The following is a 22,199-nucleotide window of genomic DNA, read 5'->3' as shown; positions in this document are numbered from 1 at the left end:
GCGGCAGGGCGCGCCCCAACCATCGCGCGCCCGCGCCGGCATCCCAGCCCGGGCCAGTCCGAGCCCCATCGCCAGGATGCCGGCGTCCAATCCGGCCCCGCCGCTGAACCTCGCCCCCTGTCAATGCCTTGTCCGGCTCCGTCGTAGGTTGCCAGAATGGGGTCTTCCCGTAATGCGGCACAGACCTGAAGCAATGCACGACGCCAAGAACGCCCAGAGCGCGCTCGCCCAGCAGATCGCCCAGACCATCGCCGCCGAGATCGGTGCCCAGTCCGCCCAGGTACGCGCCGCCGTCAGCCTTCTGGACGAAGGTGCCAGCGTTCCGTTCATCGCGCGCTACCGCAAGGAGGTCACCGGCGGCCTCGACGACACCCAGCTGCGCAACCTTGAAGTGCGCCTGACCTACCTGCGCGAGCTGGAAGACCGCCGCACGGCGGTGCTGGCCAGCATCGGCGAGCAGGGCAAGCTGAGCGATGAACTGCGCAACGACATCCTTGCCGCCGATACCAAGAGCCGGCTGGAAGATCTGTACCTGCCGTACAAGCCCAAGCGCCGCACCCGCGCGCAGATCGCCCGTGAGGCGGGGCTGGAGCCGCTGGCCGACGGCCTGCTGGCCGACCCGACGCAGGACCCGCAGACCGTTGCCGCAACCTTCATCGACAGCGACAAGGGCGTGGCCGACACCAAGGCGGCGCTGGAAGGCGCGCGTGCGATCCTGATGGAGCGCTGGGGCGAAGACGCCGCGCTGGTCGGTGAACTGCGTACCTGGCTGGGCGAAACCGGCGTGATCCGCGCGCGCGTCGCCGAGGGCAAGGAAACCGAAGGCGCCAAGTACCGCGACTATTTCGAGCACGCCGAAGCGCTGGCGAAGATTCCCTCGCACCGGCTGCTGGCGCTGTTCCGCGCGCGCCGCGAGGAGATCCTGTTCCTGGAGCTGGACCCGGGCAGCGATGCCGAAGCTGGCCACCAGTACGCCGAGGGGCGCGTGGCGCGCAAGGCCGGCATCGCCGACCAAGGCCGTGCCGCCGACCGCTGGCTGCTGGATGCCTGCCGCCTGACCTGGCGCGCCAAGCTGCACACCCATCTGCTGCTGGACCTGTTCAACCAGGCCCGCGAGAAAGCCGAAGCCGAGGCCATCGCGGTGTTCGGCGATAACCTGAAGGACCTGCTGCTGGCCGCACCGGCGGGCCCGAAGACCGTGCTCGGGCTGGACCCGGGCATCCGCACCGGCTGCAAGATCGCTGTGGTCGATGCCACGGGCAAGCTGGTGGCCACCGACACCATCTACCCGCACGAGCCACGCCGCCAGTGGGACCAGTCGCTGCAGACGATCAAGCAGCTGTGCGCCAAGCACAACGTTGAACTGATCGCGATCGGCAACGGCACCGCCAGCCGCGAGACCGACAAGCTGGCCGGTGAGGCGATCGCCGCCATTGCCAACCCGAAGCTGCAGAAGGTGGTGGTCAGCGAGGCCGGTGCCTCGGTGTACTCGGCCTCCGAGTTTGCGGCCAAGGAATTCCCCGGCCTGGACGTGTCGCTGCGCGGTGCGGTTTCGATCGCGCGCCGCCTGCAGGATCCGCTGGCCGAGCTGGTCAAGATCGAGCCCAAGGCGATCGGTGTCGGCCAGTACCAGCATGACGTGGACCAGTACCGCTTGGCGCGGGCGCTGGACGCGCGCGTGGAGGACTGCGTGAACGCGGTCGGCGTGTACGTGAACACCGCTTCGGCCGCGCTGCTGTCGCGCGTGTCCGGCCTGTCGGCGACGGTGGCCGAGAACATCGTGCGCCACCGTGACGATAACGGACCATTCAAGCGCCGCAAGGACCTGCTGAAAGTGTCGCGACTGGGCGAAAAGACCTTCGAGCAGTGCGCCGGCTTCCTGCGCATCGCCGATGGTGACGAGCCGCTGGACGCCTCGGCGGTGCACCCGGAAGCCTATCCGGTGGTCGAACGCATCGTGGCCAGCACCGCGCGCCCGATCAAGGCGCTGATCGGTGATGGCAGCTTCCTGCGTGGGCTCAAGCCCGAGCAGTTCACCGATGAGACCTTCGGCGTGCCAACCGTGCGCGACATCCTCAAGGAGCTGGAGAAGCCGGGCCGCGACCCGCGTCCGGAGTTCAAGGCCGCGCGCTTCGCCGAAGGCGTGGAAGACATCAAGGACCTGCGCGAGGGCATGGTGCTGGAAGGCGTGGTCAGCAACGTCGCGGCCTTCGGTGCCTTTGTCGACATCGGCGTGCACCAGGACGGCCTGATCCACATTTCCGCGTTGTCCGATACCTTCGTGAAGGACCCGCGCGACGTGGTCAAGGCCGGCGACATCGTCAAGGTGAAGGTGCTGGAAGTGGACGTGGCGCGCAAGCGCATTGCCCTGACCCGGCGCCTGGACGATACCCCCGTGCAGGTGACCAGCCGACCGGGCCAGCGAGATGAACGCGCTCAGGGCCAGGGGCCGCGCCGCGAGGCCGGCGGCCAGAACCGCGGGCTGAGCCGGGGCCCGAGCAATGGCGGGCGTCCCGCCCATGCCGCGCCGCCGGCCAACAATGCCCTGGCCGAGGCCTTCGCCCGGGCCAAGCGCAGCTGAGGTTCACGCCCTCCGTCACGGTTGATCCGTAGCGGGGGACTTGTCGATTTTCCCCGCAATTGCGCACACTTGCGCTGGAGGGGAGGCGTTCGGCCGCCCCGCTGTCGCTGGGGAGGGCCATGACGTCAGCACGACCCGCCGTCTTCGTCGCATGCTGCAGCCAATCGCTGCGGCCCGCGCCTGCCCGCACGGGCCGGAGGACGACCTGATGGCGGGGCAGGGCACCAACGGCAATGGACTGCTGGAACGCCGGCTGCAGGAGCTGGCCGAAGAGCGCCGCCGGCTGGCGATGATCATCGATGGCACGGCCGCCGGCACCTGGGAATGGAATGTGCAGACCGGCGAGATGCGGGTCAACGCGCGCTGGGCCGAGATTGTCGGCTACCGCCTGGAGGAGCTGGAGCCGATCTGCCAGTCGACGTTCCTGAAGCTGGTGCATCCCGACGACGTTGCACTTTCGGACGCGGCGCTGGAAGAGCATTTCCAAGGCCGCAGCGACAACTACGCCTGCCTGCTGCGCATGCGCCACAAGAACGGTCAGTGGATCTGGATCCAGGACCGGGGCCGTGTCTTCGAATGGGATGGGCAGGGCCGGCCGCTGTGGATGGCCGGCGCGCATGCCGATGTGACCGAACTGCAGCAGGCCCGCCATGATGCGGCCGATACCCGCCAGCGCCTGCAGGCCGTGGTCGATGCGTCCGATGAGGTGGCGGTGATTGCCACCGATACCGAGGGCACCATCACCCTGTTCAACACTGGCGCCCAGCGGCTGCTGGGCTACAGCGCGGCGGAGGTGATCGGCCAGCGCTGCCTGGACGCGTTCCATGATCCGGATGAGCTGCGCGCCTGGGTGCAATCCATGGGCGATGCCGAGGGCCATCTGCCGGGTGTGTTCGAAGCGCTCAGTGCGCGTGCCGACGGCCAGACCTATTCGCGGCAGTGGACGCTGCTGCGCAAGGATGGCCAGCCACGCCAAGTGCGCCTGTCGATCAGCCGCATGGACGGCGCCGACGGTGCGCGCATCGGCTATGTCGGCATGGCACTGGACATTACCGAGATCCTGCAGGCACGCGCCGAGGCCCGCCTGTCGGCGGAAAAATTCGCCGGTGCCTTCACCTCGGCGGCGCTGGGCATGGCGCTGGTGTCGCTGGAAGGGCGCTGGCTGGACGTCAATGATGCCCTGTGCCGGATCCTCGGTTACTCACGCGAAGAGCTGCTGCAGGTGGATTTCCAGCGCCTGACCCACGCCGACGACCTGCAGACCGACCTGGCCCTGGTGCAGGACCTGCTGGCCGGCCGGCGCAGCCATTACCACATGGAAAAACGCTATCTCGATCGCGACGGCCGCACCATCTGGGCGCGCCTGTCGGTCTCGCTGGTACGCAACGAACACGGCGAACCGTTGCATTTCGTGTCGCAGATCCAGGACATCACCGCCCAGCGCAGCAGCGAGCAGCGCCTGTTCGAGAGCGAGCAGCGCAGCCGCATCACCCTGGACGCGGTGGCCGACCTGGTGCTCAGCGTCAGCCTGGATGGGCGCATCGACTATGCCAATGCGGCGGCGGTACGCACCCTGGCGGGCGACGGCGCGCTGTCGCTGACCGGGCACAATGTGCAGGACGTGCTGGCGCTGACCACCGAGTACGCGCCGGGTTCGGTGCTGGACGTGTCGGTGCTGCTGGACCCGGAAAGCAATGCGGTGGACCTGCACGCGGACCTGCTGATGCGGCTGGGCACCGCGACGGTGCCGGTGGACCTGACCCGCGCCTGGCTGCGTGATGACGAAGGCCATGTGCGCGGCGCGGTGTGGGTGCTGCGCGACGACACCCAGCAGCGTGCGCGCCAGCGCGAAGCCCGTCATCTGGCCGAGATCGATCCGCTGACCGAACTGGGCAACCGCCGCGGCTTCGAAGCGCACCTGCAGCAGGCGATCACCCGCGTCGAGCGTACCGGGCAGGCGGCGTCGCTGATGTTCATCGATCTCGACCGCTTCAAGCCGATCAACGATACCTGGGGTCACCTGGCTGGCGATGCCGTGCTGTGGGCGGTGGCCAGCGTGCTGCGCCATGGCGTTCGCGATTCGGACGTGGTGGCGCGGTTGGGTGGCGACGAGTTCGCGGTGATCCTGCCGGGCTGTACGCCGCGCCGTGCCGCCCGCATTGGCGGTGAACTGCTCAACACCCTGGCCTCGCTGTCGATTCCGTGGGACCAGAGCCGCCTGCGGGTCGGGGCCAGCATCGGGATCGCGCCGCTGGCCGGCGGCATGAGCGTGGACCAGGCGGTGGCTGCCGCCGATGCCCAGTGCTACCGCGCCAAGGCGATGGGCCGCAACAACGTGCAGGTGCAGGGCGAACTTTCCGAACTGCCGCCCGACGACGGCGAGCCGGGCTGAACCGGCCCGCACCCGTGGGCGCGGATGAAGGATGTTTCATTTGCCCGCACCGGCCGATTTGGCGAGCATGGGCCAGCCTGGACTTCCGAAGTGCCCATGTCGCGCGTATTGACCATCGAGGATGACGCCATCACTGCCCAGGAGATCGTGGCGGAACTGGGCAGCCATGGCCTGCAGGTGGACTGGGTGGCCGACGGCCGCGAAGGACTGGTGCGCGCGGCGAGCGGCGACTACGACGCGATCACGCTGGATCGCATGCTGCCCGGCCTGGATGGGTTGGCCATCGTCACCACGCTGCGCCGCATCGGTATCGATACGCCGGTGCTGATGCTCAGCGCGCTGTCCGATGTGGACGAGCGCGTGCGCGGCCTGCGCGCCGGCGGTGATGACTACCTGACCAAGCCGTTCGCCTCCGACGAGATGGCAGCGCGGGTGGAAGTGCTGCTGCGCCGTCGCCAGCGCCCGGCCAGCAACGAGACCGTGCTGTGCGTGGGTGACCTGCAGCTGGACCTGCTGGCACGCACCGCCCATCGCGGCGGGCGCAGCCTGAGCCTGCTGCCGACCGAGTTCAAGCTGCTGGAGTACCTGATGCGCAACGCCGGCCAGGTGCTGACCCGGATGATGCTGTTCGAGGAGGTCTGGGGCTACCACTTCGACCCCGGCACCAACCTGATCGATGTGCATATCGGCCGCCTGCGGCGCAAGCTGGACCAGGCCGACGCGCCGTCACTGATCCGCACCGTACGTGGCAGCGGCTATGTCCTCAGCGAAGCTGTCTGACGGCTGGCGCTCGTCCAGCAGCCGCCTGCTGGGGTTGTACAGCCTGCTGTTCGTGGCCTGGTCGTGCGTGCTGCTGGGTGTGCTGTACTGGCGGGTGTCAGTTTATCTGGACGAGCTGGCGCAGTCGGCGGTACTGCAGCGCGCGCACCTGTTCGAGCATTTCACCGGCGACGGCCTGACGGCGGCGTTGCGCGAGAACCGCCGCTACGATCTGCATGGCATCGATGCGTATGGACTGTTCACGCCCGATGGAAAGCCGCTGGCCGGCATGTTGAAGTCGCTGCCAGCACAGTTGCCGCTGGATGGCAGCGCGCATCCGGTCTCCGGCCTGCCGGTCACCGATGCCTACGCGCGTGGCAAGCGCGGCTTCGGCCTGGCGATGCCAACCCGCGATGGCCGCATCCTGGTGCTGGTGCGCTACAGCGGGCCGCTGAACGAAGTGAACCATCTGATCCTCGATGCGCTCCTGTGGGGGGTGTCGCTGACCCTGCTGCCCGGCCTGCTCGGCTGGCACTTGCTGCGACAGCGTCCGCTGCGGCGCATCCAGGCGATCGAGCAGGCGACCGCCGATATCGTTGCCGGCGATCTGGGCCAGCGCCTGCCGGTGTCCAACCGCCGCGACGAGCTGGACATGCTGGCGGCCATCGTCAACGCCATGCTCGACCGCATCGAACAGCTGATGACCGAGGTCAAGGGGGTGTGTGACAACATCGCCCACGACCTGCGCACGCCCCTGACCCGGGTGCGGTCGCAGCTGTACCGCATGCGCCAGCAGGTGGCCGACGGCGATCCGCAGTGGTTGCCGCTGGAGCAGGTGCTGGAGGAGACCGATACCTTGATGGCACGCTTCCGCGCGCTGCTGCGGATTTCCGAGCTGGAAGACCATCAGCGCCGCTCCGGTTTCAGTACGCTGGCACCGGGCGCGCTGCTGCAGGAGATCCACGCCTTCTATGCGCCGTTAGCGGAAGAGAAGGGGCAGCTGCTGCTGCTTGAGCTGGCCGCCGATCTGCCGGGCGTGATGGGGGATCGCGGCCTGTTGTTCGAAGCGATCGGCAATCTGCTCGACAACGCGATCCGGTTCGCACCGGAAGGCGGCCGTGTGCAGCTTTCGGCGCGGGTGGAGCAGGGCGCTGCCTGCATCGTGGTGGAGGATTCCGGGCCGGGCATTGCCGAGGCCGAGCGCAGCCTCGTGTTCCAGCGTTTCCATCGCGCGGAGGCCAGCAAGGGCGGCGGGTTTGGGCTGGGGTTGTCGATCGTGGCGGCGATCGCCGGGTTGCACGGATTCCGCCTGCAGGTGGCGCAGTCCACACTGGGCGGCGCTCGCTTCAGCCTGCTGTGCCGGCCGCAGGTTCTGTAGACGGTGTTCTTTCCTTGCAGGGCTTGCAGCCCTGCACCTGCTGCAATCAACGTCAACGTCAAAGGCAGAAGCTTGCACCCCACCATCCTCCAGCAAGCTGCTTTGGCCTTGGCTACGGCTTGAAGCTTCGGCAGGTGCAGGGCGCAGCCCTGCAACCCCCCCCTTCATGAAATATGTTTCATCTGCGGCACAGCATTGTTTTAGCCGGCAGCGCCGATACTTGCCGGCCTGCGCTGCCCGCGGTGGGCAGTGGCATCGCTGGAGAGCCGCATGCTCGGGTTGGTCAGGACCGCGCTCAACAAGCCTTACACCTTCGTGGTGATGGCCATTTTCATCTGCATCGTCGGTCCGCTCAGCGCGCTGCGCACCCCCACCGATGTGTTTCCCGATATCGGCATCCCGGTCATCGCCGTGGTCTGGCAGTACACCGGGCTGTCGCCCGATGCGATGGCCGGGCGGGTGATTTCGCCCTACGAGCGTGCGCTCAGTACCACCGTCAACGACATCGAGCACATCGAATCGCAGTCGCTGGCCGGCATGGGCGTGGTCAAGGTGTTCTTCCAGCCCGGCGTCGATATCCGTACCGCCAACGCACAGATCACCGCCATCTCGCAGACGATCGTCAAGCAGATGCCGGCTGGCATGACGCCGCCGCTGATCCTCAACTACAGCGCCTCCACCGTGCCGGTGCTGCAGATGGCGTTCTCCAGCCCGACGCTGGGTGAATCGCAGATCCGCGATCTGGCACAGAACACCGTGCGGCCGCCGCTGACCTCGATTCCCGGCTTGGCCATTCCCGCGCCCTACGGTGGCAAGCAGCGCCAGATCACCCTCGATCTGGACCCGCAGGCGATGGCGGCCAAGGGCCTGTCCGCGCAGGATGTCGGCAATGCGCTGGCCGCGCAGAACCAGATCACCCCGGTCGGTACCGCCAAGCTGGGCAGCAACGAATTCACCGTGCTGCTCAACAACAGCCCCAGCGAGATCGAGGCGCTCAACAGTCTTCCGATCCGCACCGTCAACGGTGCGGTGATCACCATCGGCCAGGTCGCCCATGTGCGCGACGGCTCGCCGCCGCAGACCAACATCGTGCGCGTCAACGGTGGCCACTCGGTATTGATGGCCGCGCTCAAGAACGGCGATGCATCCACGCTCACCCTCGTCAGCCGCATCCGCGCGATGCTGCCGCAGATCGGCGAGTCGCTGCCGTCGTCGCTCAGGATCTCGCTGCTGGGCGATGCCTCCACTTTCGTGCGCGAATCGATCAGCAGCGTCGCCCGCGAGGGCATCATCGCCGCGCTGCTGACCAGCGTGATGATCCTGGTATTCCTCGGCAGCTGGCGCTCGACGGTGATCATCGCCGCGTCGATCCCGCTGGCGGTGCTGTCGGCCATCGCGCTGCTGTCGGCGGCCGGGCAGACGCTCAACGTGATGACCCTGGGCGGTCTGGCATTGGCCGTGGGCATCCTGGTCGACGATGCCACCGTCACCATCGAGAACGTCAACTGGCATCTGGAGCAGGGCAAGGGCGTACGCGAGGCGATCCTCGATGGCGCCGCGCAGATCGTCGGCCCGGCATTTGTCTCGCTGCTGTGCATCTGCATCGTGTTCGTGCCGATGTTCCTGCTCGACGGCATCGCCGGCTACCTGTTTCGGCCGATGGCATTGGCGGTGATCTTCGCCATGGGCAGCTCGTTCGTGCTCTCACGCACGCTGGTGCCGACCATGGCGCTGTACCTGTTGAAACCGCATCGGGTGGAACTGGGTGCCGGCCATCATCCCGAAGATGCCTTTCTCAACCATCACGAGGGTGATCACCCCCAGCCTCGCCGCGCGCGCCTCACCGCCACCCTGGTGCGCTGGCAGCAGCGCTTCGAGGCCGGTTTTTCCGCAACCCGCGACCGCTACCACGCGCTGCTTGGCTTGGCGCTGGCCCATCGCGGACGTTTCCTGGTCGGCTTCATGGCCTGCGTGCTGCTGTCCTTCGCCCTGTTGCCAACGCTGGGCCAGGACTTCTTCCCGGCCACCGAAGCCAGCGCACTGTCGCTTCACGTGCGCCTCCCGCTGGGCACGCGCATCGAGGAAACCGCTGCCGCCTTCGACCGCATCGAAGCGCGCATCCGCCAGGAAGTGCCACCGCATGAGATCGATGCCATCGTCGACAACCTGGGCCTGCCGATGACCGGCATCAACATGGCCTACAGCGCCAGCGGCACCATCGGCCCTCAGGATGGCGACATCCAGGTCTCGCTGAAGCCGGGGCACGGTGATGCGGCCGAGTTTGAGAAGCGCCTGCGCGAGGTGCTGCCGGCCGCATTCCCGGGCGCCAGCTTCGCCTTCCTGCCAGCCGACACCAGCAGCCAGATCCTCAACTTCGGTTCACCGGCGCCGCTGGATATCCGCATCGCCGGGCCGGACGCGGCCGGCAACCGTTCCTATGCGCAGGAGCTGCAGCGTCGTCTGCGCCATGTGCCCGGACTGGTCGACCTGCGCCTGCAGCAGCCCGACGGCTATCCGACCCTGAAGGTGGACGTCGACCGCCTGCGTGCCAATGGCCTGGGCATCACCGAACGCGACGTCACCAACAGCATGGTGGCCTCCCTGGCCGGCAGCGGACAGGTTGCACCGACCTTCTGGTTGAGCCCGAAGAACGGCATCTCCTACAGCGTGGTCGCGGCCACGCCGCAGTACCGCATGGACAGCCTGGCCGCGCTGCAGGCGCTGCCAGTGACCGGCAGCGGCGGTACTCCGCAGATACTGGGTGGGCTGGCCGAGATCCAGCGCGGTTCCAGCTCGGCGGTGGTGACCCACTACAACGTGCAGCCCACGCTGGACCTGTTTGCCAGCGTGCAGGGCCGCGACCTGGGCGCGGTGGCGGCGGACGTGCAGAAGGTCATCGACGGCATGGCCGGCCAGCGTCCGCGCGGAACCGAGGTCGGCCTGCATGGGCAGATCGATGCGCTGCATGTGGCCTTCACCGGTCTGGGCTACGGCCTGCTGGCCGCGATCGTGCTGATCTACCTGCTGATCGTCATCAATTTCCAGTCCTGGACCGACCCGTTCGTGATCATCACCGCGTTGCCGGCCGGGCTGGCCGGTGCGGTCTGGATGCTGTTCCTGACCCACACCACGCTGTCGGTGCCGGCGCTGACCGGCGCCATCCTGTGCATGGGCGTGGCCACCGCCAATTCGATCCTGGTGGTCAGCTTCTGCCGCGAGCGCCTGGCCGAACACGGCGATGCCGCCAAGGCCGCACTGGAAGCCGGGTTCACCCGGTTCCGGCCGGTGTGCATGACCGCGCTGGCGATGATCCTGGGCATGTTGCCGACCGCACTGTCCACCGAGCAGAACGCACCGCTGGGTCGCGCGGTGATCGGTGGCCTGCTGCTGGCGACCTGCGCCACGCTGATCTTCGTGCCCGTGGTGTTCGCACTGGCCCATTCCCGTAAAACCCGTACTGCTCCTGCCGGAGAACCCCTGCATGTCTGAGTCTTCGCTGCCGCAGCGTTCGCTGCGCCGTCCCCTGGTCCTGGCCGCTGCGGTGGCGCTGGTGCTGGTGGCCGCCGGTCTGGCCCTGCGCGCACAGCAGGCGCACGCGGTGGTCGAGTGGACCGAACGCCAAGCGGTTCCTTCGGTGCAGGTGGTCACTGCGGGAGAGCAGGGCGCTGCCGGTACCCTGACCCTGCCGGCGCACCTGAGCGCCTGGAGCGAAGCGCCGATCCATGCCCGCGTCGGCGGCTACCTGAAATCCTGGAGTGCCGACATCGGCCAGCCGGTGAAGGCCGGCCAGGTGCTGGCGGTCATCGACAGCCCGGAACTTGACCAGCAGATCGCCCAGGCCCACGCCCACCTGTTGCAGGTGCAGGCCGATGCGGCGTTGGCCAAGGTCAGCGCCGAGCGCTGGCAGGGCATGCTCGGCAGCCACTCGGTATCGCGCCAGGAGGCCGACGAGAAGCAGGCCAACGCGGTGGCGGCGCAGGCCAGCGTGGAAGCGGCGCAGGCCGACTACGCGCGGCTGCAGGAACTGGGAAGCTACCGCACGTTGCGCGCGCCCTTCGACGGCACCGTGACGTCGCGGCAGACCGATGTCGGCCAGCTGATCCGCGCCGACGACAGCGGCCGCGAGCTGTTCAACATCGCCGATACCCGGCGCCTGCGCCTGATGGTGCCGGTGCCGCAGAACAGCGCGGCCAGCATCCGCTCCGGCCTGCAGGCCACGCTGCAGGTGCCGGGGCAGGATGGCCGTCATTTCACGGCCACCCTGCAGGGCGATTCCAGTGCGATCGACCGCAGCTCGGGTACGTTGCTCGCGCAGTTCGTGGTCGACAACACCGATGGCGCATTGCTGCCCGGCAGCTACGCGGAAGTGACGTTGCCGCTGCAGGGCGGCGGTGCCGGCGTGAGCGTGCCGGCCGAGGTACTGATCTTCCGTGCCAAGGGCACCCAGGTGGCGGTGGTTGATGGCAAGGACATCGTGCACCTGCGCGACATCCACATCGCCAGTGACCTCGGCAGCACGCTGCGGGTGGACCGTGGCCTGAAGGCGGGCGACCGGGTGATTCCCAACCCGCCGGATGCCTTGCGCGAGGGCGATCATGTGCGCGTGGTCGCCGGTAACGCGGAGCCTGCGCATGCCCGCGGTTGAGCGCGCAGCGGCGCTGGCGGTGATCGGCCTGCTGCTGGGCGGCTGCTCGCTGGCGCCGGCCTACCAGACGCCGGTGCTGGCGATGCCCGCACGCTATGAGCACGCGGAAGCAGCGGCCGCGATGCCCTTGCCCCAGGCCTGGTGGCGTGCCTTCCAGGACCCGGTACTGGACCAGTTGCAGCAGCAGTTGATCGCCGCCAGCCCGAGCCTGGCGTTGGCCGTGGCGCACTACGATGCGGCGCGCGCCGCCGCCGGTGAGGTGGCGGCGGCACGCCTGCCGCAGGTCGGCTTCAGCACCGGCCCGGTGCGTCAGCGCCAATCCGATGACAAGCCGCTGCGCAGTGCCACCCAGCCCGCGATCTATGACAGCAACAGCGCGACGTTCTCGTTGTCGTTCGACCTCGATCTGTGGGGGCGCCTGCGCAACGCCGCCGCCGCGGGTAAGGCGCGCGCCGACGCCAGTGGCGACGATCTGGCTGCCGCACGGTTGAGCCTGTCGCAGCAGTTGGCCGGGCTCTATCTGCAGCTGCGCGGCGCGCAGGCACAGCAGGCGACCCTGCGTGGCAGCATCGAGGATTACCGGCAGGCGCTGGCGCTGACCGAGGATCGCTTCCGCGGCGAGATCGCCTCGGAACTGGACGTGTCCCGGGCGCGGCACCAGCTGGCCAGTGCGCAGGCTGACCTGGATGCGCTCGACGGTCGCTGCGCACTGCTGCGGCATGCCATCGCCGAACTGGTCGGTGCGCCCGCCAGCGGTTTCGCCGTCGCCGATGCGGGTCTGCCGGCGCTGCCATCGGTGCCGGCCGATCTGCCCAGCAGCCTGCTGCATCGACGGCCGGACATCGCCGCCGCCGAACGCCGGGTATTCGCCGCCAATGCCGGTATCGGTGTGGCCCGCGCCGCGTGGTTCCCGCAGCTCAGCCTGAGCGGCCTGCTGGGGGGCCAGACCTCCGGTGGCAGTGCGCTGCTCGACGCAGGCAACCGCTACTGGGCCCTCGGCCCATTGGCGGCGCTGCCGGTGTTTGATGGCGGCCGGCGCAAGGCCGCCAAGGCCGAGGCCTATGCGGAGTTCGACGCAGCGTCGGCGCAGTACCGCGTCACCGTGCTGGCCGCGATCCGCGAGGTGGAAGACCAGTTGACCCTGCTGCGCCAGCTCGATGCCCAGCGCGGCCACGAGCAGGATGCGGTGGCCGCCGCGCGGCGTGCCGAGCAGATCGCACATGATCGCTACACCGGTGGCGCGACCAGCTATCTGGATGTGGTGAGTGCACAGACCGACGCACGCCAGGCCCAGCTCGGCCTGCAGGACATCCAGAGCCGCCAGCTGCAGGCCAGTGCGGCGCTGATGGCCGCGCTCGGTGGTGGCTGGTCGGGGTAGCGGCCGGAGGCGGTCTCAGCCTGTGAGAGGGCGGGGCGGAACAATCGCCCCAACCCCATCTGGAAGCGAGAACGCAGGATGATCACCTGGAATCGGAATGTCGTCGCCGCCTACGCGCCGGCCATGGTGGGCTGGTGCCTGGCACTGGCCAGTGGCCTGCGCCTGGAACAATTGCGTGACGACCGCCTGGCCCAGGCGATGCTGCCGCTGCTGCACGGCGGCGTGGTGGCGTCGCTGGTGCTGACCCTGGCGTGCACGGTGGCGGCCAGCGTGCTGCTGTGGCGAGGTGGCCGCCGCGGTCGCGGCGGCATCGATGCGGGTACTACAGCGGCGCGGCATCCATCAGCAGGAACCGGCACGGTGCACGCTGGAAGGCATTGATCCGGGGCACCAGGCGCTGGAAGTGTTCGCTGGCGCAGTGCAGGTCGAGCGCCGCGCGGTCCGGCCACTGTTCGATGAAGATGAAGTGCCCGGGATCCTTCTGGTCGACGAACAGTTCATACCCCAGGCAGAGCGGCTCGCGCTGCGTGCACGCGACCAGTTCGCGATACAGCGGGAGCACGGTGTCCACGGCATCGGGATGGATGAAATCCTCGGCGATTACTTTCAGCATGTCGGCACCTGCAGATCGGGCCCAGCAGGATAGTGCCGGCGCATGGCCGGCACCTATGCCCGTCAACGCAATACTGCGTCCGCACTGACCAGCTGCACATCGTGCATCTGGTTGAGGTAGGCCTCGTAATAGCCCTTGTGCGAGGCACCGACGATGGTCAGCATGCGGCTGCCCGGGTGCTGGCCCAGCACGTCGCGCATGTTGGCCACCATGCGCAGGTTGCGGGTTTCCCAGTAGCCGACATACTGCCTGCCGAATGCCTTGGGCGAAGGCTCGACGAGCGTCGCGCCGAAGTCACTCTGGTAGGCCGCCATTGCCGCGGCCGGGCTGTTGTACGCCCTGTACAGCGCCAGCACGCCACCAGGTTTGTCCAGATCGGCCACCAGGCGCTGATCGGCCGCTTTTCGCGCCTGGGAGTGGGGATTGTTCCAGGCGGCAGTGATGGCGACCCGGGTAGCCTCTTCATCTTCGGCCGGCGTGGGTGAGTCGGCGGTATGGTCATCGACGGCCCAGAGCCGCTCGTGGCCCAGTCGCGCGGCGACCTCGGCCGCGATCAGGTGGGTCTCGTTGCGACGGGTCATGCCCTTGTCGAGGATCTCAACCAGGGCCGGACTCAAACTGTCGCCGCCTCTGCGTTCGGCAGCAGGCAGGCGCAGCCACTGCACGTGGGCCGAGCCACGTTCGCCGGCGGCGAGGAACAACGCCGCCAGGTGCCGACGTTGGGACGGAGACGGCTGCTGCGGCCACGCCGCGAGCAGGCGCTCGATCTCGGCGTTGGCGCTGGGTACGTCCAGCCCGGTCGCGGCCTGCGCCGGTGCGGTATCGAAACAGTAGGTGGCAACGCTTTCGGAATAGCGTGCGGGATTGCGCCGCATGAAATCGCACTGCAGGCCGGACAGGTCTTCGGTGGCGATCAGCCCCGGCTTCCAGGCGACCAGTCGCTGCAGCAACGGCTCCAGCAACGCTGGCTGGAAGGTCTTGGGCAGGCCGGAGAGGTGGGGGGTGCCCAGCACCAGCACTTCGTTCGGGCGTCCGGCGGGCGGTCCCTTCAACTGGTCGGGATGGAAAGCGCGCTGATAGCCGGCTTCGCCGGCAGACGCGCCGGTGCTGCACAGGCCAAGGAGGATGAGGCTGCCCAAGCGAACGAACATACGATTTCCTTGTCAATGAACGGTCCTGCAGATCGCTGCATGCTCGCCATTTTCACGTAGTGGGGAATCTCCCGTTGGTCATGCAAACCTTTCCGGCTTGAACTGCATCGCCGTTCCGGGCCAGGCTGTGCCCCATGACAGTAGCCACGCGTGGATGATGCGTTCCTTGGCTTGGCGGGCCTGCATCGCACCGGTGATGCGGAGCCCGAACTGGGTATCTGGATCGCCGAAATCGTGCACCGGCATGGCTATGGCCCTGAAGCCGCGGCCGCCGTTCGCGCGCTCGCGTGCAGACGGCTGGACTGCACCGCGTTGCGCTACCCGGTGGCCGAGCAGAACGCACCCAGCCGGCGATTGGCGGAATCGCTTGGTGGCGTCCCCATCTTTCGTGAGGGCAGCGTGAAATACACCTCGATTGTCTATCGCGTTCCCGCAGCAGCCACGCAAGTTGCGACGGACGTCGCGGAAATCCGCTAAAGCCGACGCGGGCATCGCCGATATCCCCTCTGGATCCCGCTCCAGTCACCCGCTGCAGGACCCCAGGCTGCCTCCGATGGGCGGCCCGCGCTGTGTGTTCCGCCACTCCCAGATGCCGATCGCACCCGCACCAGAGACGTTCTTGCCAGCCGCTCGAGGGGTGCCTGCCGGCACCTGTAGTCCTTAGCAACTGAAGTTGCCGCCGGGCATCCCGCCCGTCGGGTCGCAACCCTTTGTCGGACACCGAGGATCAGACAATGCTCATTCCAGGCTTCACGGCGGGCGCGCAGGCGCCGGCCGAGCTGTATACCCGTTGGTCGCCTTGGCGTGCCCTGCTGGGCGTCCTGGCCCCGCAGCACCGCACCGGCACCGAACCAGCAGCGACCGACCGCGCCGAACTCGAGGCTCAGGTCGCGGCGCTGCACCGCGTGCAGGCCGTCATCGAGTTCGCGCTCGACGGCACCATCCTGCAGGCCAACGACAATTTCCTGCAGGCGATGGGCTATCGGCTGGAGGAAATCCAGGGTCAGCACCACGCGCTGTTCGTCGATCCGGAGCATGCGCGCAGCGCCGAGTACCGCGACTTCTGGGCGCGCCTGGGGCGTGGTGAGTACGACGCCGGGCAGTACCGTCGCCTCGGCAAGGGGCAGCGCGAGATCTGGATCCAGGCCTCGTACAACCCGGTACTGGATCGGCAGGGGCGGCCGTACAAAGTGGTCAAGTTCGCCACCGACATCACGGCCCAGAAGCTGCAGGCGGCCGATTCGGCCGGGCAGCTGGCAGCGATCGGCAAGTCGCAGGCGGTGATCGAGTTCAGCATGGACGGGCGCATTCTCTCGGCCAACGACAATTTCCTCGCCGCCACCGGCTACAGCATCGATGAAGTTCGCGGGCAGCATCACTCGCTGTTCGTCGACCCCGAGCATCGCAGCAGCGCCGAGTATCGCCAGTTCTGGGAGAAGCTCGGGCGCGGCGAATACGATGCCGGGCAATACCGGCGGCTGGGCAAGAGTGGCCGCGAGGTCTGGATCCAGGCGTCCTACAACCCCATCCTTGATCTCAACGGCAAACCGTTCAAGGTCGTCAAATACGCTACCGACATCACCGCGCAGGTGCATGAGAACCAGGCCATGCAGCGCGCCGTGGCGCAAACCCGCGAGGTGGTGGCCGCCGCGAAGCAGGGTGACCTGACCCGGCGCGTGGCGATGGCCGACAAGCAGGGGCCGATCGCCGATCTGTGCGACGGCGTGAATTCACTGGTCGAGGCGATGGCAGCGATCATCGGCCAGATCAAGTTCGCCGCCGACACCATTGCGGTGGGTGCGACCGAGATCGCGCAGGGCAACAGTGATCTGTCGCAGCGCACCGAGCAGCAGGCGGCCTCGCTGGAGGAAACTGCGGTATCGATGAAGGGGCTGGCCGAGACCGTGCAGCGCACCGCCACCAATGCGCGCCAGGCCAGCCAGCTGGCCGGCGGTGCCGCCGATGTCGCTGCGCGCGGGGGCAGCGTGGTGCACGAAGTGGTCGAGACGATGGCGGTGATCAACGCGTCTTCGCGGCGCATCGTCGACATCATCGGCGTGATCGACGGCATCGCGTTCCAGACCAACATCCTGGCGCTGAATGCCGCAGTGGAAGCCGCACGCGCCGGCGAGCATGGGCGCGGCTTTGCGGTGGTGGCCAGCGAGATCCGCGAACTGTCGCAGCGGTCGGCCAGTGCCGCCAAGGAGATCAAGCAGCTGATCGATGAGTCGGTGGCCAACGTGGGCGCCGGTACCGCCCAGGTCGAAAGCGCCGGCCGCACCATGGACGAGATCGTGACCAATGTGCGCCGGGTCAGCGACCTGATGACCGAGATCAGCACCGCCTCGCAGCAGCAGAGCGACGACATCCAGCAGATGAATCATGCGGTGGACCTGATCGATCAGGGCACCCAGCAGAATGCGGCGTTGGTGGAGGAGGCCTCGGCGGCAGCTCGCAGCATGGAGGAGCAATCGGCACAGCTGCTGCAGACCGTTGCCGGCTTCCGTGTGCACGACGGTGCCGGGCATGCACATGGAGGAACGGTGCTGCGCGTGGTCTAGGCGGGTTGGCCGGCGCGCGGTTCCGGTGTGTCGGCCAGCGTGGCCAGCTGCATGCAGTTCCGGCCAGCATGCTTGGCCCGGTACAGCGCCTGCTCGGCGTGATCAACCAGGTCGGCCGGATCACGGTGATCGCTCGCCGCCTGCCATGCCACGCCCACGCTGATGGTCACGTGGCCATCGACGGCCGGCAGGGTCGCCTTCGACCGCGGTGCGCAAGCGCTCGCCCAGCGCCAGCGGCTGCGTCTTTTGTCCGGTGGGTGCGTCCGATGCTGGCGGAGGCCACGGAAGCGCAGGACAAGCCGGGCCCTTGGTCCGCTGGCGGTATGGAGAGCATGGCGTCCTGGTCGGTGAACGTCCGCACGGACGGCAAAGTGGGTGGCCTGAGGCTCGCCAGCACCAACGGTGTGTCTGCATTCGACGTGCTGGCTGACGTGTTCTGTGTGTCGTCACCGAGCGGCGGTATGCGCACGGAGTACAGCGACGGAAACTGGCGTGTTTACGACCAGAACGGGCGTCTGCGTATGCGATGGGGCGTAGTGCCGTGACAGACCAAGGAGGGCTGGAAAACCAGCCCTCCTGCACTAACAGGAGGTGGCATGCGGATCGTGATGGAAGTGAACGTGGCGCATGCGCCTCTACACCCCCAAGATCGGAAGTCGCAGGCAGCTCAACCCGGGAGCGCGTGAGCACCGCCGCGCCGGCACCAGACGGGTGACGATCAGGCGTGAGCGTCGTCGATTTGTTCAGTCAGAACCGTCAGTGATTGCTCGAAGGCCGCAGCGAAGAGATCGCTGCTGTCCAGCCTGTGTTTGGCCGCAATGCTTGGCAGAAGCCGATGCCAAGCGTTGGAGTTGTCGTTGGGTGCCGGGATCTGCCCCTGCGCCAGTCGGTTGCCCGGCTGACCGACAGCACTCCGATCCAACCGGAGCCTCCGCTGCCCGGCCTGCCGCCAACCCGCGAGCAGCAGCAACAGGCCCGGCGTCTGGCCGAGGCAGGAGCGAAGGAGGTCGAGCAGATCAAGGCGGCGCTTGAACCGCGCAAGCCGCCGACAGAGATGAAACCCCGAGCGAGAGACGCCCGAACCAAGGCGTGGGTGAGGGCAGGGCTGCATCAGCTACGTCGGGGCGTTTAGGACTACCGAGGTACACCTCGGTCGCCATGCCAAATGGTGATCCCGGACTGGTTCTAGGGTTGATAGCAGGCCTTACTGCTCCTGCTCAGCCAACCAATTCTGAACTACGCGCAACTCGTCCTGATCCTGATACTTCGGCTTGCACCTCAGTTCGAACACGCCATTGGCGATAGCGGCCTCCAGCGAGAGCCGGGTTGCCTCGTAGCGCGGAATGAGAGGCGCTTGATCAGTTCCAGAGCTTCTTCTGGCTCTTCGAAGCGCTTGTCAGAGATGAACTCGAGTAGCCGCATAAGGCCGTCAGGGCCAACGAACATCGAGAGCGGCAGATCCGAAACCGTCCAGCCCTTGGTGGCATACCACTATGCCTCATCGTGGAAACAGCCATTCCTTCGGTCCGCTCGGGGCGAAGAATGTCGAGTGTGGACAAGCCGTAGATGGTGGGCGCTACCTTCATACGCTCCAGATGCCGCTCCACTCAGCCACTCCACCCAGCCGTCCTCAACGCTGAGGATTGGTTCGCCGCACTGATCGCATTTCCATGGCGGCTTCACCTGCATAGCTCCCCCTGCTCCATTGGGGACGCCCGTTCTACCGCGGCGTCAACCGTGCGACAAGGGGTAAGCGGGAGAAGGCAAGCAGACAGAAGAAAAATGAGCGGAGTCGGACAATTCACGACTCCATTACGCCATTTTCGTCGAAACCCTTACGCCACAAGGGTCTTTGGTGCCGGTGAAAGGACTCGAACCTTCATGGGGTCACCCCCGGCTGATTTTGAGTCAGCTGCGTATACCATTCCGCCACACCGGCAGGCAGCGTGCGAGTGTAACCGAGGTCGGCAGGGCTTTCATAGAGGGAAGGCCGATCAGGCCGCTTCCTGTCGGCATAGGCCCCATGATGGCTATACTGCGGCGGCTTGAATGCCTCCAGGAGCGGTAGCCGATGACAGTGTTGCAGGACCTGAGGGTGCTGGTGGTCGAGAACGACGAGATGAGTGCCGCACTGCTGCAGATGCAGCTGGTGCACGCCGGCGCAACCGTGGTCGGGTTGGCCGCAAGCGTCGCCGAAGCACTGCGCCTGCTGGAAGACGCGGCGCCGGACGTAGCCCTGCTCGACTACCGTCTGGCCCACAACGAGACCAGCGAGCCGGTCGCCGCCGCGCTGTCGGCGCGCAGGGTGCCGTTCGTGCTGGCCACCGGGATGCTGGCCGAACAGCTGCCGGCGTCGATGCTGGCCGGGATCCTGCTGGTAAAGCCCTATCTGTCGGCAGATCTGATCCAGGCGCTGGTTCGCGCAGTAGGCCGTTCCAGCGTCAAGGCCTGAATTTTACGCTTCAGGCGACCGCTTCGTAGACGTAGCGGATGTCCTCACGGTCATCGAGGATGCGGTACTGCTGCTGCAGATCCTCGGAATCCGGATTGAGCCAGGCATCCAAGTGCTCCCGGCGGATCGGCACCACGCCGCGATCATGCCCGGCAGCGGCGACGTCTCTGGGCGGGGCGTCGGTGATCGTGGCAAACGACAGCAGGCGGCCTTCCGGCCCCTCCCATTCCGCCCACAGGCATGCCAGCAGCAGGTCGCGCGGCGGATCGGGACGGAATTCCAGCACTACGTCCTGTTCCTTCCCGTCAGTGCCGAGAGAGCGTCCGGCGATTGCGTGGCGCGGTACGTGTTCGTAGAACGCCTGCACCACCACCACGCCGTGGCGCAGGCCGAACGCACCTCGCCAGTAGCCCTCCAGGCTGTCGCGCCGCGCGTTGTAGGTGCCGGGGTAGAGCACATCGTTGCGCGCCGGTTTGTCGGGCAGCCGGCACTGGTAACGCATCGGCTTGATCACGCGCTGGCCGTTCTCGCTGACCATCACTGGCGCGTAGGTGCCCGGGAAAATGCGGTTGTCGCGCGGCAGCAGCTGCGCCCGGTGCAGGTCTGCGAGCCGAGCCTGCGCGCGCTCGATACGGTTGCCGGCCACGCGCAGGTCGTTGCGTGCCTTCTGGGTCGGGCGTGTCGCCAGCGTTGCATGAGCGATATCATGGCGCTCGCGCTGGCGGGCCAGTTCCGCTTCCAGATCGAGGCGCTCCTGTGCATGCCATTGCTGGATCTTGGCGACGATATCGCGGCCCTGCTCGGTGCGCGCACCGGCAAAGCCATCGTCCATCGCCTTGGGCGTCTTCGGGCGCTTCTTGCCAGGATCGTGCGCGTACAACTCGGCGAATGCCTCCAGCGAGAGGATGGCGCCGAATTCGCGCACCAGTTTGGCGTAGTCGGCACGGATCAGGGCGGAATAGCACATGGCAGCTCGGCCGGCGTAGGTCGCAACTGCTGCGACGCGGATGCGGCAGGATAGCCCGACCAACAGGGAGAAAGTGCATGAACGATTCCGTCGCCTGCGAGTTCCGCGAGGCCGTGCCCACGGTGGAGGACTACTGCCAGCTGCGTGTACTGGCCGGCCTCAGCGCCAAGAGCCGTGAGGCCGCCACCCGCGCGCTGCCCAATACCGTGTACGGTGTGTGTGCGTACCAGGGCAGCGAGCTGGTGGCGATGGGCCGTGTTGTTGGCGATGGTGGCTGCCATCTGCAGGTCTGTGACATCGCTGTGCTGCCCCGGTTGCAGGGGCAGGGCCTGGGCAAGGAGGTGATGCGGCGCCTGGACGCATGGATGCAGGCGAACCTGCCACCGTCGGCATATGTCAGCCTGCTGGCCGATGGCGAAGCGCATCGGTTGTACGCGCAGTTTGGTTTTGCGCCGACCGCACCGGCCTCGATCGGGATGTATCGCCGGTTTTGAGGGGCGGTGGTGGGGCGCCACCCCCTAAATCGCATGCAAAGAAAAACCCCGGCCGAAACCGGGGTTCTCAAGAATTGGCGTCCCCACGGGGATTCGAACCCCGGTCGCCACCGTGAAAGGGTGATGTCCTAGGCCTCTAGACGATGGGGACGCACGAAAACTTCAAGTTGTAGAACCTCGACGGCCTAATGTCGAAGTGGTGGAGCCAAGCGGGATCGAACCGCTGACCTCCTGCATGCCATGCAGGCGCTCTCCCAGCTGAGCTATGGCCCCATGAAACTCCGGATGATCTGCCGGGAGCAGAGTCCGTTTTGAAACTGGCGTCCCCACGGGGATTCGAACCCCGGTCGCCACCGTGAAAGGGTGATGTCCTAGGCCTCTAGACGATGGGGACGCAGATAACGATGTTGCTTTGCGGACGGCCTATGTCCGAAAAGTTGGTGGAGCCAGCCGGGATCGAACCGGCGACCTCTTGCATGCCATGCAAGCGCTCTCCCAGCTGAGCTATGGCCCCACGTGTACTGGCAGAAGCGGAATCTTACCCGACTTTCTTCCGATGTACAAACCCCGCACTCATTGCGTTCGGCAGAGCCGAACCCGGATGCGCGCGAGGAATTCCTGCGAAAAATGGCGTCCCCACGGGGATTCGAACCCCGGTCGCCACCGTGAAAGGGTGATGTCCTAGGCCTCTAGACGATGGGGACGCTGTGTAACGATGTCGCCTTTGCGGACGGCCTATGTCCGAAAAGTTGGTGGAGCCAGCCGGGATCGAACCGGCGACCTCTTGCATGCCATGCAAGCGCTCTCCCAGCTGAGCTATGGCCCCAC

The 22,199-nt window shown here is 67.1% G+C and carries 18 protein-coding genes and 7 tRNA genes; 14 read left to right on the top strand and 11 right to left on the bottom strand.

What is annotated here, in order from left to right:
- The first annotated feature begins 193 nt into the window (after positions 1 to 193).
- From QZ853_RS00125 to QZ853_RS00090, 8 genes are all read left to right on the top strand, one after another.
- A complete protein-coding gene (locus QZ853_RS00125) occupies positions 194 to 2,581 on the top strand; it encodes a Tex family protein (protein ID WP_295569724.1) in 2,388 nt (795 codons plus the stop codon).
- A gap of 208 nt (positions 2,582 to 2,789) precedes the next feature.
- Positions 2,790 to 4,973: a PAS domain S-box protein gene (locus QZ853_RS00120; protein WP_295569947.1), complete on the top strand. Its 2,184-nt coding sequence runs from the start codon at positions 2,790 to 2,792 to the stop codon at positions 4,971 to 4,973.
- A gap of 96 nt (positions 4,974 to 5,069) precedes the next feature.
- A complete protein-coding gene (locus tag QZ853_RS00115; RefSeq protein ID WP_295569722.1) occupies positions 5,070 to 5,753 on the top strand; it encodes a response regulator transcription factor in 684 nt (227 codons plus the stop codon).
- Positions 5,731 to 7,110, top strand: coding sequence for an ATP-binding protein (locus QZ853_RS00110; RefSeq protein WP_295569721.1), 1,380 nt, complete (start codon positions 5,731 to 5,733; stop codon positions 7,108 to 7,110). Before QZ853_RS00115 ends, QZ853_RS00110 begins: the two co-directional genes overlap by 23 nt.
- Positions 7,111 to 7,380: 270 nt before the next feature.
- Complete coding sequence (locus QZ853_RS00105; RefSeq protein ID WP_295569719.1) at positions 7,381 to 10,599, top strand: efflux RND transporter permease subunit; 3,219 nt, start codon at positions 7,381 to 7,383, stop codon at positions 10,597 to 10,599.
- Positions 10,592 to 11,755, top strand: a complete 1,164-nt coding sequence (locus QZ853_RS00100; protein ID WP_295569718.1) for an efflux RND transporter periplasmic adaptor subunit — start codon at positions 10,592 to 10,594, stop codon at positions 11,753 to 11,755. Before QZ853_RS00105 ends, QZ853_RS00100 begins: the two co-directional genes overlap by 8 nt.
- Entirely contained in the window at positions 11,742 to 13,133 is a 1,392-nt protein-coding gene (locus tag QZ853_RS00095) for an efflux transporter outer membrane subunit (RefSeq protein ID WP_295569716.1), read from the top strand. The genes QZ853_RS00100 and QZ853_RS00095 overlap by 14 nt, the downstream gene beginning before the upstream one ends.
- A 78-nt stretch (positions 13,134 to 13,211) precedes the next feature.
- On the top strand, positions 13,212 to 13,514 hold the full coding sequence (locus tag QZ853_RS00090) for a hypothetical protein (protein ID WP_295569714.1): 303 nt from the start codon (positions 13,212 to 13,214) through the stop codon (positions 13,512 to 13,514).
- On the opposite strand, the gene QZ853_RS00085 is transcribed toward QZ853_RS00090, so the two are convergent.
- Both QZ853_RS00085 and QZ853_RS00080 read right to left on the bottom strand, forming a co-directional pair.
- Positions 13,456 to 13,746 (bottom strand): putative quinol monooxygenase, encoded by a 291-nt coding sequence (locus tag QZ853_RS00085; protein WP_295569712.1) that lies wholly within the window; start codon positions 13,744 to 13,746, stop codon positions 13,456 to 13,458. The genes QZ853_RS00090 and QZ853_RS00085 overlap by 59 nt on opposite strands.
- Before the next feature lie 62 nt (positions 13,747 to 13,808).
- Positions 13,809 to 14,897: a DUF5694 domain-containing protein gene (locus QZ853_RS00080; RefSeq protein ID WP_295569710.1), complete on the bottom strand. Its 1,089-nt coding sequence runs from the start codon at positions 14,895 to 14,897 to the stop codon at positions 13,809 to 13,811.
- 150 nt (positions 14,898 to 15,047) lie between these two features.
- Between QZ853_RS00080 and QZ853_RS00075 the strand changes: the two genes are divergently transcribed.
- The gene (locus tag QZ853_RS00075; RefSeq protein WP_295569708.1) at positions 15,048 to 15,374 is read left to right on the top strand and encodes a GNAT family N-acetyltransferase; all 327 of its coding nucleotides are present in this window, start codon (positions 15,048 to 15,050) and stop codon (positions 15,372 to 15,374) included.
- A 257-nt stretch (positions 15,375 to 15,631) separates the two neighbouring features.
- Complete coding sequence (locus tag QZ853_RS00070; protein ID WP_295569706.1) at positions 15,632 to 17,458, top strand: methyl-accepting chemotaxis protein; 1,827 nt, start codon at positions 15,632 to 15,634, stop codon at positions 17,456 to 17,458.
- On the opposite strand, the gene QZ853_RS00065 is transcribed toward QZ853_RS00070, so the two are convergent.
- Positions 17,455 to 17,628 carry a GGDEF domain-containing protein gene (locus QZ853_RS00065; protein WP_295569705.1) on the bottom strand — a complete coding sequence of 58 codons (174 nt, stop codon included), beginning with the start codon at positions 17,626 to 17,628 and terminating at the stop codon, positions 17,455 to 17,457. The two genes, QZ853_RS00070 and QZ853_RS00065, sit on opposite strands and share 4 nt — an antisense overlap.
- A gap of 162 nt (positions 17,629 to 17,790) precedes the next feature.
- Between QZ853_RS00065 and QZ853_RS00060 the strand changes: the two genes are divergently transcribed.
- Both QZ853_RS00060 and QZ853_RS00055 read left to right on the top strand, forming a co-directional pair.
- Complete coding sequence (locus tag QZ853_RS00060) at positions 17,791 to 18,003, top strand: hypothetical protein (RefSeq protein ID WP_295569703.1); 213 nt, start codon at positions 17,791 to 17,793, stop codon at positions 18,001 to 18,003.
- A 290-nt stretch (positions 18,004 to 18,293) separates the two neighbouring features.
- The gene (locus QZ853_RS00055; RefSeq protein WP_295569945.1) at positions 18,294 to 18,590 is read left to right on the top strand and encodes a hypothetical protein; all 297 of its coding nucleotides are present in this window, start codon (positions 18,294 to 18,296) and stop codon (positions 18,588 to 18,590) included.
- Between the two features lie 721 nt (positions 18,591 to 19,311).
- On the opposite strand, the gene QZ853_RS00050 is transcribed toward QZ853_RS00055, so the two are convergent.
- Positions 19,312 to 19,397, bottom strand: a tRNA-Leu gene (locus tag QZ853_RS00050).
- Between the two features lie 132 nt (positions 19,398 to 19,529).
- Between QZ853_RS00050 and QZ853_RS00045 the strand changes: the two genes are divergently transcribed.
- Positions 19,530 to 19,910 (top strand): response regulator, encoded by a 381-nt coding sequence (locus QZ853_RS00045; protein ID WP_295569701.1) that lies wholly within the window; start codon positions 19,530 to 19,532, stop codon positions 19,908 to 19,910.
- A 10-nt stretch (positions 19,911 to 19,920) separates the two neighbouring features.
- Here QZ853_RS00045 and QZ853_RS00040 read toward each other — a convergent pair whose 3' ends face one another.
- Positions 19,921 to 20,877, bottom strand: a complete 957-nt coding sequence (locus QZ853_RS00040; RefSeq protein WP_295569700.1) for an SOS response-associated peptidase family protein — start codon at positions 20,875 to 20,877, stop codon at positions 19,921 to 19,923.
- Positions 20,878 to 20,954: 77 nt separating this feature from the next.
- On the opposite strand from QZ853_RS00040, the gene QZ853_RS00035 reads away from it, so the two are divergent.
- Positions 20,955 to 21,371 carry a GNAT family N-acetyltransferase gene (locus QZ853_RS00035; RefSeq protein WP_295569698.1) on the top strand — a complete coding sequence of 139 codons (417 nt, stop codon included), beginning with the start codon at positions 20,955 to 20,957 and terminating at the stop codon, positions 21,369 to 21,371.
- Between the two features lie 75 nt (positions 21,372 to 21,446).
- Here QZ853_RS00035 and QZ853_RS00030 read toward each other — a convergent pair.
- The 6 genes from QZ853_RS00030 to QZ853_RS00005 form a co-directional block, all read right to left on the bottom strand.
- Positions 21,447 to 21,522, bottom strand: a tRNA-Glu gene (locus QZ853_RS00030).
- A gap of 46 nt (positions 21,523 to 21,568) precedes the next feature.
- Positions 21,569 to 21,644 (bottom strand) — tRNA-Ala (locus QZ853_RS00025).
- Positions 21,645 to 21,689: 45 nt separating this feature from the next.
- Positions 21,690 to 21,765: transfer RNA gene (locus tag QZ853_RS00020), tRNA-Glu, on the bottom strand.
- Between the two features lie 44 nt (positions 21,766 to 21,809).
- Positions 21,810 to 21,885: transfer RNA gene (locus QZ853_RS00015), tRNA-Ala, on the bottom strand.
- Between the two features lie 114 nt (positions 21,886 to 21,999).
- A tRNA-Glu gene (locus tag QZ853_RS00010) sits at positions 22,000 to 22,075 on the bottom strand.
- Positions 22,076 to 22,121: 46 nt separating this feature from the next.
- Positions 22,122 to 22,197 (bottom strand) — tRNA-Ala (locus tag QZ853_RS00005).
- Positions 22,198 to 22,199 lie beyond the last annotated feature (2 nt).

The sequence above is a fragment of the uncultured Stenotrophomonas sp. genome, assembly GCF_913778665.1.
In the GTDB taxonomy this organism is placed as follows: Bacteria; Pseudomonadota; Gammaproteobacteria; order Xanthomonadales; family Xanthomonadaceae; genus Stenotrophomonas.
This window is presented reverse-complemented; position numbering and strand designations above follow the sequence as displayed.

Coding starts and splice junctions, on each gene's coding strand:
- QZ853_RS00125 (WP_295569724.1), top strand. CDS start 194: ATGCACGACGCCAAGAACGCCCAGAGCGCGCTCGCCCAGCAGATCGCC.
- QZ853_RS00120 (WP_295569947.1), top strand. CDS start 2,790: ATGGCGGGGCAGGGCACCAACGGCAATGGACTGCTGGAACGCCGGCTG.
- QZ853_RS00115 (WP_295569722.1), top strand. CDS start 5,070: ATGTCGCGCGTATTGACCATCGAGGATGACGCCATCACTGCCCAGGAG.
- QZ853_RS00110 (WP_295569721.1), top strand. CDS start 5,731: ATGTCCTCAGCGAAGCTGTCTGACGGCTGGCGCTCGTCCAGCAGCCGC.
- QZ853_RS00105 (WP_295569719.1), top strand. CDS start 7,381: ATGCTCGGGTTGGTCAGGACCGCGCTCAACAAGCCTTACACCTTCGTG.
- QZ853_RS00100 (WP_295569718.1), top strand. CDS start 10,592: ATGTCTGAGTCTTCGCTGCCGCAGCGTTCGCTGCGCCGTCCCCTGGTC.
- QZ853_RS00095 (WP_295569716.1), top strand. CDS start 11,742: ATGCCCGCGGTTGAGCGCGCAGCGGCGCTGGCGGTGATCGGCCTGCTG.
- QZ853_RS00090 (WP_295569714.1), top strand. CDS start 13,212: ATGATCACCTGGAATCGGAATGTCGTCGCCGCCTACGCGCCGGCCATG.
- QZ853_RS00085 (WP_295569712.1), bottom strand. CDS start 13,746: ATGCTGAAAGTAATCGCCGAGGATTTCATCCATCCCGATGCCGTGGAC.
- QZ853_RS00080 (WP_295569710.1), bottom strand. CDS start 14,897: ATGTTCGTTCGCTTGGGCAGCCTCATCCTCCTTGGCCTGTGCAGCACC.
- QZ853_RS00070 (WP_295569706.1), top strand. CDS start 15,632: ATGCTCATTCCAGGCTTCACGGCGGGCGCGCAGGCGCCGGCCGAGCTG.
- QZ853_RS00060 (WP_295569703.1), top strand. CDS start 17,791: ATGGCGTCCTGGTCGGTGAACGTCCGCACGGACGGCAAAGTGGGTGGC.
- QZ853_RS00055 (WP_295569945.1), top strand. CDS start 18,294: ATGCCAAGCGTTGGAGTTGTCGTTGGGTGCCGGGATCTGCCCCTGCGC.
- QZ853_RS00045 (WP_295569701.1), top strand. CDS start 19,530: ATGACAGTGTTGCAGGACCTGAGGGTGCTGGTGGTCGAGAACGACGAG.
- QZ853_RS00040 (WP_295569700.1), bottom strand. CDS start 20,877: ATGTGCTATTCCGCCCTGATCCGTGCCGACTACGCCAAACTGGTGCGC.
- QZ853_RS00035 (WP_295569698.1), top strand. CDS start 20,955: ATGAACGATTCCGTCGCCTGCGAGTTCCGCGAGGCCGTGCCCACGGTG.